Origin of the sequence: Streptomyces sp. NPDC048514, from assembly GCF_043199955.1 — a bacterium.
Lineage (GTDB): Bacteria > Actinomycetota > Actinomycetes > Streptomycetales > Streptomycetaceae > Streptomyces.
In genome coordinates this window covers 118,928-133,053 of sequence record NZ_JBICWT010000018.1, presented here as the reverse complement: position 1 = coordinate 133,053, position 14,126 = coordinate 118,928, and the positions used below count along the sequence as shown (strand labels likewise).

Annotated in this window: 12 protein-coding genes; 6 read left to right on the top strand and 6 right to left on the bottom strand. The window is 73.1% G+C overall.

Annotated features, from left to right (window positions below; all coding sequences use genetic code 11):
• Positions 1-177: 177 nt before the first annotated feature.
• Both ACGFT2_RS33470 and rbsD read left to right on the top strand, forming a co-directional pair.
• Positions 178-1,080: a ribokinase gene (locus tag ACGFT2_RS33470; RefSeq protein ID WP_393285920.1), complete on the top strand. Its 903-nt coding sequence runs from the start codon at positions 178-180 to the stop codon at positions 1,078-1,080.
• Positions 1,077-1,457, top strand: coding sequence for a D-ribose pyranase (gene rbsD / locus ACGFT2_RS33465; protein ID WP_393285917.1), 381 nt, complete (start codon positions 1,077-1,079; stop codon positions 1,455-1,457). The genes ACGFT2_RS33470 and rbsD overlap by 4 nt, the downstream gene beginning before the upstream one ends.
• 153 nt (positions 1,458-1,610) lie before the next feature.
• Here the strand turns inward: rbsD and ACGFT2_RS33460 are convergent, their stop codons facing one another.
• The 3 genes from ACGFT2_RS33460 to ACGFT2_RS33450 are packed head-to-tail and all read right to left on the bottom strand — an operon-like array spanning position 1,611 to position 4,746.
• On the bottom strand, positions 1,611-2,450 hold the full coding sequence (locus ACGFT2_RS33460; RefSeq protein WP_393285914.1) for a sugar phosphate isomerase/epimerase family protein: 840 nt from the start codon (positions 2,448-2,450) through the stop codon (positions 1,611-1,613).
• Entirely contained in the window at positions 2,447-3,598 is a 1,152-nt protein-coding gene (locus ACGFT2_RS33455) for a dihydrodipicolinate synthase family protein (RefSeq protein WP_393285911.1), read from the bottom strand. Before ACGFT2_RS33455 ends, ACGFT2_RS33460 begins: the two co-directional genes overlap by 4 nt.
• Complete coding sequence (locus tag ACGFT2_RS33450) at positions 3,595-4,746, bottom strand: Gfo/Idh/MocA family protein (RefSeq protein ID WP_393285909.1); 1,152 nt, start codon at positions 4,744-4,746, stop codon at positions 3,595-3,597. The genes ACGFT2_RS33455 and ACGFT2_RS33450 overlap by 4 nt, the downstream gene beginning before the upstream one ends.
• Before the next feature lie 246 nt (positions 4,747-4,992).
• Between ACGFT2_RS33450 and ACGFT2_RS33445 the strand changes: the two genes are divergently transcribed.
• Complete coding sequence (locus ACGFT2_RS33445) at positions 4,993-6,039, top strand: LacI family DNA-binding transcriptional regulator (RefSeq protein WP_393285906.1); 1,047 nt, start codon at positions 4,993-4,995, stop codon at positions 6,037-6,039.
• 231 nt (positions 6,040-6,270) lie between these two features.
• On the opposite strand, the gene ACGFT2_RS33440 is transcribed toward ACGFT2_RS33445, so the two are convergent.
• A complete protein-coding gene (locus ACGFT2_RS33440) occupies positions 6,271-7,698 on the bottom strand; it encodes an alkaline phosphatase family protein (RefSeq protein WP_393285903.1) in 1,428 nt (475 codons plus the stop codon).
• Between the two features lie 258 nt (positions 7,699-7,956).
• Here ACGFT2_RS33440 and ACGFT2_RS33435 point away from each other — a divergent pair, with 258 nt between their 5' ends.
• The 3 genes from ACGFT2_RS33435 to ACGFT2_RS33425 all read left to right on the top strand — a co-directional run bounded on the left by ACGFT2_RS33435 (position 7,957) and on the right by ACGFT2_RS33425 (position 12,003).
• Positions 7,957-8,964 carry a GNAT family N-acetyltransferase gene (locus ACGFT2_RS33435; protein WP_393285900.1) on the top strand — a complete coding sequence of 336 codons (1,008 nt, stop codon included), beginning with the start codon at positions 7,957-7,959 and terminating at the stop codon, positions 8,962-8,964.
• 18 nt (positions 8,965-8,982) lie between these two features.
• A complete protein-coding gene (locus ACGFT2_RS33430; protein WP_393285898.1) occupies positions 8,983-9,783 on the top strand; it encodes a sugar phosphate isomerase/epimerase family protein in 801 nt (266 codons plus the stop codon).
• Between the two features lie 363 nt (positions 9,784-10,146).
• Positions 10,147-12,003 carry a glycoside hydrolase family 3 protein gene (locus ACGFT2_RS33425; RefSeq protein WP_393285895.1) on the top strand — a complete coding sequence of 619 codons (1,857 nt, stop codon included), beginning with the start codon at positions 10,147-10,149 and terminating at the stop codon, positions 12,001-12,003.
• Between the two features lie 81 nt (positions 12,004-12,084).
• Here the strand turns inward: ACGFT2_RS33425 and ACGFT2_RS33420 are convergent, their stop codons facing one another.
• Together ACGFT2_RS33420 and ACGFT2_RS33415 are read right to left on the bottom strand one after the other, a co-directional pair.
• Positions 12,085-13,509 carry a S28 family serine protease gene (locus ACGFT2_RS33420; RefSeq protein WP_393285893.1) on the bottom strand — a complete coding sequence of 475 codons (1,425 nt, stop codon included), beginning with the start codon at positions 13,507-13,509 and terminating at the stop codon, positions 12,085-12,087.
• A gap of 102 nt (positions 13,510-13,611) precedes the next feature.
• The gene (locus ACGFT2_RS33415; RefSeq protein WP_393285891.1) at positions 13,612-14,004 is read right to left on the bottom strand and encodes a hypothetical protein; all 393 of its coding nucleotides are present in this window, start codon (positions 14,002-14,004) and stop codon (positions 13,612-13,614) included.
• Positions 14,005-14,126 lie beyond the last annotated feature (122 nt).

The following is a 14,126-nucleotide window of genomic DNA, read 5'->3' as shown; positions in this document are numbered from 1 at the left end:
AAGGCCGGCACCATCAAGGGCCTGACCGCCGACATCGGCGCCTCCATCACCTCCGGCGCCGCGATCTGCGAGATCAAGGACTGAGGCACAGCCGGGGGGGGGGGGGGGGGGGGGCGCCCCCCCCCCCGCCCCCCCCCCCCCCCCCCCCCGGCTTCATCTCCTCAGGGGAGTCAACTCATGTACGACTACGACCTGTTGGTCGTGGGTTCGGCCAACGCCGACCTGGTGATGGACGTCGAGCGGCGGCCGGCCGCCGGGGAGACGGTGCTCGGCGGGGACCTGGCCGTGCACCCGGGCGGCAAGGGCGCCAACCAGGCGGTCGCCGCCGCCCGGCTCGGGGCGCGTACCGCCCTGCTCGCGCGGGTCGGCGACGACGGTCACGGCCGGCTGCTGCTGGACTCCCTGCGCGCGGCCGGGGTGGACACGGCCGGCGTGCTGGTGGGCGGGGCACCGACGGGCGTCGCGCTGATCACCGTCGATCCCTCCGGTGACAACAGCATCGTGGTGTCGCCGGGCGCCAACTCCCGGCTGGCGGCGTCCGACGTGCAGGAGGCGGAAAGGCTGCTGCGCGCCTCGCGGGTGGTGTCGGCGCAGTTGGAGATACCGCTGGAGACGGTCGTGGAGGCCGTACGGAATCTGCCGCCCGGCGGCCGTTTCGTGCTGAACCCTTCCCCGCCGCGGCCGCTGCCGTCCGAGGTGCTGGCGGCCTGCGATCCGCTGATCGTCAACGAGCACGAGGCACGGGTGCTCCTCGGTGACGCCCGTACGAGCGGGGACCCCGAGGACTGGGCCCGGCTGCTGCTGGCCGAGGGACCGCGCTCGGTGGTGGTGACGCTGGGCGCGGAGGGTGCGCTGGTGTGCGACGGCTCCGGGGTGACCCGGGTGCCGTCGGTGCGGGTGGACGCGGTGGACACGACCGGCGCGGGTGACGCCTTCACGGCCGCCCTGGCCTGGAGGCTGGGATCGGGTGCCGCGCTGGCCGAGGCGGCGGCCTACGCGGCGCGGGTCGGCGCGGCCGCGGTGACCCGGCGGGGCGCGCAGGAGTCGTACCCGACGGCCGAAGAGGTCGGGGCGCCGTGAAGAAGGCGGGCATCCTCAACCGCCACCTGGCCGGTGCCCTCGCCGCGCTGGGGCACGGTGACGGGGTGCTGGTCTGCGACGCGGGCATGCCGATCCCGTCCGGCCCACGCGTGGTGGACCTGGCGTTCCGGGCCGGAGTGCCGTCGTTCGCCGAGGTCCTGGCGGGCCTGCTGGACGAGCTGGTGGTGGAGGGCGCCACCGCGGCGGAGGAACTGAGCGGCCCGCACCGCACGCTGCTTCAGGTCCGCTTCCCCGGGCTGGTCCGCGTCCCGCACGAGCAGCTGAAGCGGCTCTCGGCCGGTGCCCGCCTGGTGGTCCGCACCGGCGAGGCCAGTCCGTACGCGAACGTCCTGCTGCGCTGCGGGGTGTTCTTCTAGCGCCCCACCCTTCGAGGAGGAGCGGACCCGGGTGCCCGCCGCTCCGGGAAGACGCGGGCCCGGATGTCCGCCGCTTCGAGGAGGGCAGGCCCGGGTCCGGCGGCCGGGGCACCAGCGCGTCCGCCGGGGACCACCGCGTCCCCGGGCGGGACCTCACCGCATCACGTGGGTCAGGAATCGTTCCGCCGTCTCGGTCAGCACCTCCCGTCCGTCCCGGGCCCACAGCGCCTCGTTGAAGAGTTCGACCTCGATCGGGCCGGTGTAGCCGGCCTCCTCCACGTGGTGCCGCCACTCGCGCAGGTCGATCGCGCCGTCGCCGAGCTGGCCGCGGCCGTTGAGGACGCCCTCGGGCAGCGGGGTGGTCCAGTCGGCGAGCTGGAAGGCGTGGAGGCGGCCCGCCGCGCCCGCGCGGGCGATCTGGGCGGGGGCCCGGTCGTCCCACCAGACGTGGTAGGTGTCCACGGTCACCCCGACCTGGTGCGCGGGGAACCGCTCGGCGAGGTCCAGGGCCTGGGTGAGGGTGGAGACCACGCAGCGGTCGGCGGCGTACATGGGGTGCAGGGGCTCGATGGCGAGGCGGACGCCGTGTTCCCCTGCGTACGGCGCCAGTTCGGTCAGGGCGTCGGCGATGCGTTCGCGGGCCGCCCGCAGGTCCCTGGCGCCCGGCGGGAGACCGCCGGAGACCAGGACCAGGGTGTCCGTGCCGAGCACGGCCGCCTCGTCCACCGCGCGCCGGTTGTCGGCCAGGGCCGCCGCCCGCGCGCCGGGGTCGGTGGCCGTGAGGAAGCCGCCGCGGCACAGGGTGGTCACCGTCAGGCCCGCGTCCCGTACCAGCGCGGCGGTCTCCGCCACGCCGTACGCCTGGACCGGCTCACGCCACAGGCCCACCCGGCCGACGCCCGACCGCTCGCAGGCGCCGACGAGTTCCGGCAGGGACAGCTGCCTGACCGTCACCTGGTTGACGGACAGGCGCGCGAGTGCGGTGTCGGTCACCGGTCCGCCCCGTACACCGACAGCAGGGTCCGCATGCGTTCCTCGGCGAGCGCGGGGTCGGGGAACAGGCCGAGTCGGTCGGCGAGTTCGTAGGCGCGGGCGAGGTGCGGGAGCGAGCGGGCCGACTGCAGGCCGCCGACCATCGTGAAGTGCGACTGGTGGCCGGCGAGCCAGGCGAGGAGGACGACGCCCGTCTTGTAGAAGCGGGTGGGGGGCTCGAAGAGGTGGCGGGCGAGACCCACCGTCGGGTCCAGGAGGGCCCGGAAGCCCTGGACGTCTCCGGTGTCGAGCACGCGTACCGCCTGTGCGGCCAGCGGACCCAGCGGGTCGAAGACACCGAGCAGGGCGTGGCTGAAACCCTCGGCGTCGCCCGCGATCAGCTCGGGGTAGTGGAAGTCGTCGCCCGTGTAGCAGCGGACACCGTGCGGGAGGCGGCGGCGCAGGCCGGTCTCGCGGTCCGCGTCCAGCAGGGAGATCTTCACGCCGTCGACCTTGCCCGGGTGCGCGGCGACGACGTCCAGCAACACCTCTGTGGCCGCGTCCAGGTCGGCGGAGCCCCAGTAGCCGCCCAGCGCCGGGTCGAACACCGGCCCCAGCCAGTGCAGGATCACCGGCTCGGCGGACTGGCGCAGCAGATGGCCGTACAGCTCCAGGTAGTCCTCGGGGCCGCGGGCGGCCGACGCCAGGGCGCGGGACGCCATCAGCACCGGGCGGGCACCCGACTCCTCGACCACGGCGAGCTGTTCCTCGTAGGCCGCGCGGATCTCGGGCAGGGTACCGGCGGTGAGCTGGTCGGTGCCGGCCCCGCAGGCGATGCGGCCGCCGACCGCCCTGGCCTCCGCCGCCGACCGGCGGATCAGTTCGGCCGCGCCCGTCCAGTCGAGGCCCATACCGCGCTGGGCGGTGTCCATCGCCTCGGCGACACCGAGGCCGTGGGACCACAGGTGACGGCGGAAGGCGAGGGTGGCGTCCCAGTCGACGGCGGCGGGGCCCTCGGGTGGCACGTCGGCGTACGGGTCCGCGACGACGTGGGCCGCGGAGTAGACCGTACGGGAGGTGAAGGGGGCGCCGGGGGCCGGGCGGAAGGGTTCGGCGCGCGGCTGGTAGCTCCGCGTGGTGCCGTCCGCGGCGGGCAGTCCGATGGTCAAAGCGAGATCTCCGGTACGTCGACGCGGCGGCCCTCGGCGGAGGACCGCAGGCCCAGTTCGGCGAGCTGCACGCCGCGGGCGCCGGCGAGCAGGTCCCAGTGGTAGGGGGCGTCGGTGTGGACGTGCCTCAGGAACAGCTCCCACTGGGCCTTGAAGCCGTTGTCGAAGACGGCGTTGTCCGGCACCTCCTGCCACTGGTCCCGGAAGGACTCGGTGGCGGGTACGTCCGGGTCCCAGACGGGCTTGGGCGTGGTGCCGCGGTGCTGGGCGCGGCACTTCCGCAGTCCGGCCACGGCCGAGCCCTCGGTGCCGTCGACCTGGAACTCGACGAGCTCGTCCCGGTCGACGCGGACCGCCCACGAGGAGTTGATCTGGGCGATGGCCCCGCCTTCGAGTTCGAAGATGCCGTAGGCGGCGTCGTCGGCGGTGGCGTCGTAGGGCTTGCCCTGTTCGTCCCAGCGCTGCGGGATGTGGGTGGTGGCCAGGGCCTGGACGGACCTCACCCGGCCGAACAGCTCGTGCAGGACGTACTCCCAGTGCGGGAACATGTCGACGACGATGCCGCCGCCGTCCTCGGCACGGTAGTTCCAGGAGGGGCGCTGGGCGGGCTGCCGGTCTCCCTCGAAGACCCAGTAGCCGAACTCGCCGCGGACGGAGAGGACGCGGCCGAAGAAGCCGTCGTCGACGAGCCGCTTCAGCTTCAGCAGGCCCGGCAGGAAGATCTTGTCCTGGACGACGCCGTGCCTGACGCCCTTGTCGCGGGCGAGTCGGGCGAGTTCCAGGGCGCCTTCGAGGCCGGTCGCGGTGGGCTTCTCGGTGTAGACGTGCTTGCCGGCCGCGATGGCCCTCCTGATCGACTCCTCGCGAACCGAGGTGACCTGGGCGTCGAAGTAGATGTCGACGGTGGGGTCGGCGAGGACGGCGTCGAGATCGGTCGCGATGTGCTCCAGACCGTGCCGTTCGGCGATCTCCCGCAGGGCGTGCTCGCGGCGGCCGAGCAGGATCGGCTCGGGCCACAGCACGGTGCCGTCGCCGAGGTCGAGGCCGCCCTGTTCGCGCAGGGCGAGGATCGACCGGACGAGGTGCTGGCGGTAGCCCATGCGCCCGGTCACGCCGTTCATGGCGATACGCACCGTCTTGCGTGTCACGTCAGTCCCTTCGCGGGCGCCGGGAGGGCGCTTTCGTCCCCTCGCGGCACCGGTCCTGTAGCAAGCGCTTTCCAGCGGGTGAAGCTAGCCTCTGGACGTCCGTCCCACAAGACCGTTGCCCGTTCGAGGGGGCGAACGACGGCACTCCGTGGAACTAAGGTCTGCTCGACGGACCACCGGAACCAGGCCCGGAGCCCGGCTGTCTACGAGGGCGTACCGAGCGATGCACGACCGAAGGACGACGAGATGACGGTGACCCTGGCGGACGTGGCGGCCCGCGCCCAGGTCTCCCCCGCGACGGTGTCGCGTGTGCTGAACGGCAACTATCCGGTGGCCGCGTCCACCCGCGCGCGGGTGCTGCGGGCGGTGGACGAACTGGACTACGTCCTCAACGGCCCCGCCAGCTCGCTCGCCGCTGCCACCTCCGACCTGGTCGGCATCCTCGTGAACGACATCGCCGACCCGTTCTTCGGGATCATGGCGAGCGCCATCCAGGCCGAGATCGGGGGGCCGGGCGGGCGTGCGGGCGGCGAGCGCCTGGCGGTCGTCTGCAACACCGGCGGATCGCCGGAGCGCGAGCTGACGTATCTGACCCTGCTCCAGCGGCAGCGGGCGGCGGCCGTGGTGCTGACCGGCGGAGCCGTCGAGTCCGCGCCGCACGCGGTGACGGTCGCGGCGAAGCTGCGGAAGCTGGCGGAGGCCGGCACCCGGGTGGTGCTGTGCGGGCGCCCGCCGGTGCCGGACACCCGGGCCATAGCCCTGACCTTCGACAACCGCGGCGGCGCCCGCGCGCTGACCGAGCACCTCGTCGGCCTCGGACACCGGCGGCTCGGCTACATCGCGGGTCCCGAGGAGCGTACGACCACGCGGCACCGCCTGGAGGGGCATCGCGCCGCGCTGGCGGCGGCGGGCATCGAGGACGACCCGCGCCGGACGGTGTGCGGCCGCTACGACCGGCAGTCCGGCTACGAGGCCACCCTGGAACTGCTGCGCCGGGATCCCTCCCTCACGGCGATCGTGGCCGCGAACGACTCCGTCGCCCTCGGGGCCTGCGCCGCCCTGCGCGAATCGGGACTGCGCGTCCCCGAGGACGTCTCGGTGGCCGGCTTCGACGACCTGCCGTTCAGCATCGACGCCATGCCCTCGCTGACGACCGTGCGCCTGCCGCTGTCGGAGGCGGGAGCGCGCGCCGGACGCATCGCGATGGGCCGCGAGGAGCCACCGCCCGGCGGAATCGCCTCGGCCAGGGGCGAACTGATGGTCCGGGGATCCACCGGGGTACCGCGGACCTGAGCCCCGGAACGCGGCCGGGCGGATGCGGGCGGCGCGAGGGCCGGGGGGGGGGAGCGCCTCCCCCGGGCCGCGGTGCCCCGGCCCGGCCGGCCGGGTGGGCGCGTTCCCCTGAGCCACGGTGCCCCGGCCGGGCGGGTGGGTGCGTTCCCCTGAGCAGCGGTGCCCGGCCGGGTGGGTGAGGGCAGGGGGGTGAGGGCGCCTCCCGGGACCCGCCCTCCCCCCGGCGCTGTCCTACACGTGCGGCCTGTGGCCCCGTTCCTGGTGGGGGAATCGCTGGTCCGCGCCGGGCAGCGTCGGTTTCGGCAGGGTCGCCACCTCCTCCTTCGCCTTCTCCAGCTGCTCAGCGGTGTCGTCCGGCAGGCGGGGCGGGCGCGGGCGGCCGTGGGAGAAGCGGAAGGCGCTGGTCAGGTCGCCGAAGGTGGCGCGGCGCCAGTCGCTGACGTTCGGCTCCTCGACGCCGGTGAACCGCTCCAGGAACTGCAGGGCCGAGGTGTGGTCGAAGGCCTCCGTGGCGACCCAGCCGCCCACGGTCCAGGGCGAGACGACGATCGCGGGGACCCGGAAGCCACCGCCGATCGGCAGGCCGCCGATGAACTCGTCCTTCGTCCCGGCGGCCGGCACCGGCGGCGGCACGTGGTCGAAGAGGCCGTCGTTCTCGTCGTAGTTCAGGATGAACGCCGTCTTGCGCCAGACCTTCGGGTTGGCCGCGATCGCCTCGATCTTCGACGCCACGAAGTCGGCTCCCGCGGCGGGCAGGTAGTCCGGGTGCTCGGACTGGTAGCTGGTCGGCATGATCCAGCTCACCGCCGGCAACCGGTCGTTCCGGGCGTCGTCCTCGAAGGTCCCCTCGGGCTGCGGGCGCACGCCGCGCTCGTAGAGGTCGGAGCCCGGCTGCGCGTCCCTGAAGGGGGCGAACTGCTCCAGCATGTTGCAGCCGTAGTCGTCGTCCTGCTGGTAGACCTTCCAGCTGATCCCGGCCGCCTGCAGGCGCTCGGCGTACGTCGTCCAGCGGTACGGCCTCGGCGCCTTGTTGGTGGTGACGGGGCCGCCCAGGGTGCCGCCGGGGTCGATCGAACCGGTCATCCACATCAGCCGGTTGGGCCAGGTGGGGCCGAACACCGAGCAGAAGTAGTTGTCGCAGACGGTGAAGGTCTCGGCGAGCGCGAACTGGAACGGTATGTCCTCGCGCGTGTAGTAGCCCATCACGTAGGGGCCGTTGACGCCGTCGGCCTTGCGGTGGGCCGGCAGCCACCGGTCCATCTTGCCGCCGTTCCACGCCTCGTGCTGCACGGACCAGGCGTGGCTCGTGGACGGGATCGCCTGGGCGCTGGAGGTGTGGGTGTCGAGGTGGAAGGGCAGCAGGTAGCCCCGGGGGTTCTGGGCGTCCGGCTGGTAGAAGACGCTGCGCCCGTCGTCGAGCCTCAGCGCGTGCGGGTCGGCGAAGCCGCGCACCCCGGAGAGGGTGCCGAAGTAGTGGTCGAAGGACCGGTTCTCCTGCATCAGCAGCACGACGTGTTCGATGTCGCGCAGCGAGCTGTGGCGGGGCGGTTCGGCGGCGACGGCCTTCTGGACGCTCGGCGGGAGGAGGGAGAGCGCCGCCGCACCACCCAGCGCGCCGGCGGCCGAACCCAGAAGTCTACGACGAGTCAACTCGGCCATGGATGCTCCTTCTTGAGCGATCGCGTGGACTGGACCACGAGCCACTCTTCGCCCCGGGAAGCGAGCGGCAGCAGTGGCCGGCGATGAACCTGCGGACAACGTGCGCCGTGCACTTGGCAAAGTCATGACATTTATCGGCCGAATGTCACCGGCCCTTCGCCGGGCCGTCACCGGCGTCGCAACGTCTTCACGGGAGGCGGGCCGAGGCGTAGGCTCGAGAGCGATCTCTGACTGAGTCAACGATTCGAGGTCGTGCTCATGACCATCGAGGACATCCGCTCGTTCAACCGCTTCTACACGGGCGTCATCGGCGCACTCGACTACGGCCGCCACCTCTACGCGCCCTACACCCTCACCGAGTCCCGCGTGCTCTACGAACTCGCGCACGCCCCGCATCTGGACGCGGCCGACCTGCGTACCGGGCTGGACCTGGACGCCGGATACCTGAGCCGGATCCTGAACAGGTTCGAGGAGGGCGGGCTGATCGAGCGCGGCCCCTCGGACACCGATCCACGCCGGCGGCGGGTACGGCTCACGCCGCGGGGGCACGAGGCCGCCGGGCTGCTCGACGAGCGGGCCCGGGAGACGGTCGGGGCGCTGCTGGAGACGGTGGCCGCCGAGGACCGGCCACGGTTGGCGGATGCCATGCGGGCCATCCGGGGGATTCTCGGCGACGGCCCCGCCCCGGAGCCCGGACGGGTCGTGCTGCGGTCACCCCGGCCCGGCGATCTCGGCTGGATCGTGCAGCGCAACGCCGCGCTGTACGCGGCGGAGTACGGCTGGAACGCCGACTACGAGGGCCTGGTCGCCCGGATCGTCGCCGACTTCGCACAGGACCACGACCCGCATCTGGAGCGGGTGTGGATCGCCGAGCGGGAGGGGCCCCACCCGGACGGAGCCGGGGGCGGAGACGGAGACGGAGACGAGGACAGGGACGGAGGCGGGGGCGGTGGGCGGCGCCCACTGGGGTGCGTGATGTGCGTACGGGACGACGCCCCGGGCACCGCCCGCCTGCGGCTGCTCCTGGTCGAGCCCGAGGCGCGCGGGCAGGGCGTCGGCGACCGGCTGGTGCGGGCCGTCATCGACTTCGCGCGCGAGGCCGGCTACCGCGACCTGGTGCTGTGGACCAACGACGTGCTCGGCAGCGCCCGCCGCGTCTACCAGCGGCACGGCTTCGTCCTCGTCGCGGAGAAGCCGCACCGCTCCTTCGGCAAGGACCTGGTCGGCCAGGACTGGCGGCTGGAATTGCATGGACCCGGTGAGTGAGGGGTACGTTCCGTGCCCATGAAGCTGGCGTTCTCCACCCTCGGCGTCCCCGGCCTGCCCCTCCCGGAGGTTCTGGCCCTCGCGACCGCACACGGCTACCACGGCGTCGAACTGCGTGCCCATCCGGAGGAGCCGGTGCACCCCGGCCTCTCCCCCGCCGGCCGCGCCGAGACCGCGGCCCTGTTCCGAGGCGCCGGGATCGAGGTGCTGGGCGTCGCCGGATACGCCCGCGTTGCCGCTCCCGGTGACGACGGCCCCGTACTGGACGAGATCCGCGGGCTCCTCCGGCTGGCCCATGACCTCGGCGCGCCGTACGTCCGCGTGTTCCCCGGCGCCGATCCCGGCCGGCCCCGCGAGGAGGCCGACGCCGTCGCCGCGCGCCGGCTCGGCACCGCCGCCGAGGACGCCGCCGCGCTCGGCGTCCGCATCCTGCTGGAGACCCACGACTCGCACCGCACCGGCGCCGACGCGATCCGGATCCTCGGCCCGGTCGGCCACCGCCAGGTGGGCGCCCTGTGGGACGTGCTGCACACCTGGCTGGGCGGTGAACAGCCCTCGGACACCTACGCGGCCCTCGCCCCGCATCTGGGATACGTGCAGGTCAAGGACGTCGCGTCGGCCGAGGACACCACGCCCGTGCCGCTGGGCGCGGGCGTGCTGCCGCTCACCGAGTGCGTGGACGTCCTGTCCCGGCACGGCTGGGACGGCTGGCTGTGCTGGGAGTACGAGAAGCGCTGGCACGAGGGAGCACCGCCGCTCCCGGAACTGCTCGACGCGGGCCGCGACCACCTGCTGCGGCTGCTGGGCGAGGCTGCCTGACGGCCCGGCGCCGGGTAAACGGCACGCACACGGCGCCGGACTCGCTCCGGGAACCGGGTGGCGTACCCGGCGAACACCTCCTCATCGGGCGGCACTTGTGCGGGCGACGCGGTTCCGCACGGCTCTCGGAGTGATCCGGTACGGGCCGCCGTGGGCGACGAACTCAGGCAGCCGTGCGCGACGGACCGCGGGCCGCCCTACGCGGGGAACCGCGGACCGCCGCCCCCGGCGCGCCCGACTGCCGTGCGCCGGGGGCGGGCCCGGCCGCGGGTACTGTGCATTCCCTTGACGGAAAGAAACTTCCCGGATATTGGTGACTCCTCGGAAGTTTCCTTCAGCGGTTCTCCTCTGGAAGGAGCGCACGTGCACGACACCAGCACGGGAAGCACGGGAAGCACCGCACGGCCGTCCAGACGCGCCGTCCTCGCCGCGACCGCGGGTCTCACCGCCGCGCTGACCGTATCGACGACCGCCCGGGCCGCCGTCCCCGGCGAACACCGCCTGCGGGCCCTGATCTCCCGGATGACGCTGGAGGAGAAGGTCGGCCAGCTCTTCGTGATGCGGGTCTACGGCCACTCCGCCACCGCCCCGGACCAGGCCGACATCGACGCCAACCTGAAGGAGATCGGCGTCCGCACCGCCGCCGAGCTGATCGCGAAGTACCGGGTCGGCGGGATCATCTACTTCTCCTGGGCCCACAACACCCGTGATCCGCACCAGATCGCGGACCTGTCCAACGGCATCCAGCGGGCCTCCCTGGACCAGCCGCGCGGCCTGCCGATGCTCATCGCCACCGACCAGGAGCACGGCGCCGTCTGCCGGATCGGCAAGCCCGCGACCCTCTTCCCCGGTGCCATGGCGATCGGCGCGGGCGGCTCCCCCGCCGACGCCCGCGCCCTGGGCCGGATCTCCGGCGCCGAGCTGCGCGCGATGGGCGTCAACCAGGACTACTCCCCCGACGCCGACGTGAACGTCAATCCGGCCAACCCCGTCATCGGCGTCCGGTCCTTCGGCGCCGACCCGGAGGCGGTGGCCCGGCTGGTGGCCGCCGAGGTGGAGGGGTACCAGGCGTCCCGGGTCGCGGCGACCGCCAAGCACTTCCCCGGCCACGGGGACACCGCCGTCGACAGCCACTACGGCTTCCCGGTCATCACGCACAGCCGGGAGCTGTGGGAGAAGCTGGACGCGGTGCCGTTCCGGGCCGCGATCCGGTCGGGCATCGACTCCGTCATGACCGCGCACATCGAGTTCCCGGCCCTGGACGACTCCGGCGACCCGGCCACCCTGTCGCATCCGATCCTGACCGGCATCCTGCGCGGCGAACTCGGTTACGACGGCGTCGTGATCACCGATTCGCTGGGCATGGAGGGCGTCCGCACCAAGTACGGCGACGACCGGGTGCCGGTGCTCGCACTCAAGGCCGGCGTCGACCAGCTGCTCAACCCGCCGTCCGTCGACGTGGCCTGGCACGCGGTCCTGAAGGCCGTCCAGGATGGCGAGCTGACCGAGGCCCGCCTCGACGAATCGATCCTGCGGATCCTGCGGCTCAAGGCCCGGCTGGGGCTCTTCGAGCGCACCCACGCCGATCGGGCGGCCGTGGACCGCACGGTGGGTACCAGGTCCCATCTGGCGGCCGCCGACCGGATGGCCGAGCGGACCACGACTCTGCTGGTCAACGAGGACGGCCTGCTCCCGCTCGACCGCCGCACCGAGCGCCGGGTCCTGGTCGTCGGCGCCGACCCGGCCTCCCCGTCCGGCACCACCGGACCGCCCGCCGACGTGCTGGCCGCGGCCCTCACCGAGCTGGGCTTCACCGCCACGGCCCTGACGACGGGCATCACGCCGTCGGCCGCGGCCGTCGCCAAGGCGGTCACCGCCGCGCAGGACGCCGACGCGGTGGTGGTGGCCACGTACAACGTGACGGCGGGCAGTGCGCAGCGGACTCTGGTGGAGCGGTTGCAGGCGACGGGCCGGGCGGTGGTGGCGGTGGCGGTGCGCAACCCCTACGACGTGGCCCAGCTGCCGTCGGTCAAGGCCTGCTTGGCGACCTACTGCTGGACCGACGTCGAACTGCGGGCCGCCGCACGGGTGATCGCCGGCCGGGTGGCGCCGCGCGGCAGGCTGCCGGTGCCGGTCCAGCGGGCGGACGATCCGGCGCAGGTGCTGTACCCGATCGGGCACGGGCTGTCGTACGAGACGTACGCGGCGCCCCGGGCGTGACGCCTCCCCGGTAGCCGGAGACCGTCCTCCGCCGCAGAGTCGCCGCCCTGCGGCGGGGGGCGGACCGCCGTCGCCGGCGCGTTACGGCCGCAGGGCCGGATCGCGCTCCACGTCGTGGACGTCGAGCTTGGCGTCGTGGCGGGCCAGGGGCTTCGCCGCGGACGGGTTCGCCCGGACCGCCGGGGAGGCGACGCCCGCCCACTGCAGGATGCGGGCGGTGGCGAGGGCCTTCTGGTCGGGGACCAGGCCGGCCACGTTCGCGCCGTGGTTCATGCTGGGCGCGGTGAAGACGTAGGAGTCACGGGCGGCCGCCCCGGGCCGGAAGCGCTCCGAACCCCACGGGTCGTTCTGGCCGTAGACGAAGAGCATGTGCCTGGCGTGGTGGCGGACCCAGGTGTCCACGTCACGCATCGCCCCCGGCCGGAAGCGCATCGGGATGGAACGGGGCACGAAGTTGCGCGGTGGCTGGTAGCCGTAGCGGATCAACTTCCGTTCGATGTGCGGGAAGTGAATGGTCGGCGCGCCGAGCTGGGTGCCCGCCTGGTAGTAGTACGGCGTGTACTGCTCCAGGCCCTGGTCGGTGTAGGCGGAGAAGCCGGAGATGGTGTCGACCGAGTTCCAGATCTCGTCGTCGCTCGCGGTGGCCGCCTTCGCCGGGACGGTGTCGCAGTCCGCGAGCAGGCTGTACTGCCAGAAGCCCCACACATAGTCGAGCACGACCGCCTCGTACGCCTTGTCGAGGCCGCCGATGGTGTCGAAGGTGTAGCCGTTCGCGGCCGCGTACTGCGTGTACTTCTCCTCCAGCGGCTTCCGGCGCACCAGCGCCTCCCGCTGCACGGCGTTCAGCCGGTCCCGGCACTCCGCGGTGCCCACCCGGGCGAAGAAGCGGTCGTAGGCCGAGTCCTCGTTGTTCACGACGTCGTTCGGGGCGACGTAGGCGACGACCCCGTCCATGTCGCGCGGGTAGAAACGCTCGTAGTACGTGGCCGTCATGCCGCCCTTGGAGCCTCCGGTGGCCAGCCAGTTGGCGGAGTAGACCGGCTTCAGGGCCTCGAAGAGGCGGTGCTGGTCGCTGGCCGCCTGCCAGATGTCGAGCTTGGACCAGTCGGCCGGGTCGGGGCGGGACGGGGTGAAGAAGCGGTATTCCAGGGAGACCTGGTTGCCGTCCACGATCTGGGTGGGCTCGCGGCGCGAGGGGGTCGTGGAGACGTTGTAGCCGCCGGTGTAGAAGACGGTCGGGCGGCTGGTGTCCTTGTGCAGCACCGTGATGCGCTGCTGGAAAGTGCCCCGGCCGGGATGGCGGTGGTCGATCGGCTGCGTGTACGCGAGCACGAAGAAGCGGTAGCCGGGGTACGGCTTCTCCTCGATCAGGCTCATGCCCGGTACGGACAGCAGCCGATCCTTGATGTCGGTGGGCCCGGACTGTGCGGCGGTGGCCGCGGTCGCCGTGCTCAGCGTGCCTATGAGCACCGTGAGCGCCAGCAGCCATCTGAGCGCCTTGCGCATGCGCACTCTCCCCTGTGAGACAGATGTGCGCCGGAAGCTATCCCAGCAACTGCCGTCACACCAGAGGGGGTTGATCGGCCCGCACGATCCGGTGCGGGCGGCTCAGCACAGGATCCAGCCCGAGTCGACCGAACTGCGGCCCACCGAGCCCTTGATCCACACACAGCGGTGCCCGGCGTGTACGGTCACCGGGCCCGCGTGGTGCCTGTAGCGGCCCTTGTCGGCGACCGCGCGGTTGCCGCGGGCCTGCACGCTGACGAACATCGTCTGGGCGGGGCCGGAGTGCCGGGCCACGGTGACGGCGCACACGTAGCCGTCGTGCTTGTAGACGTGGGTGACGCCGGTGCGGAAGGGCAGGGTCCGCACCTCCCGCCCCGCGCAGCCGCCGGCCGTGCTCGCCTGTGCGGTACCGGTCGCCGTGAGGGCGAGTGCCCCGGACGCGGCCAGCACGGCCGCGCCCAGAGCCAGCCGCCGGCGTATCGCACCACTGTCCACTGTCGTCCTCCCCGTACCGCGATCGCGCTCACCCCGATGTCCGTACTGATGTACGGACGCACGGCGTATGCCGGATGGTTGCACGACCGTCAGCGGCACGCGTCGGCCGGGTCCCCGCCGCG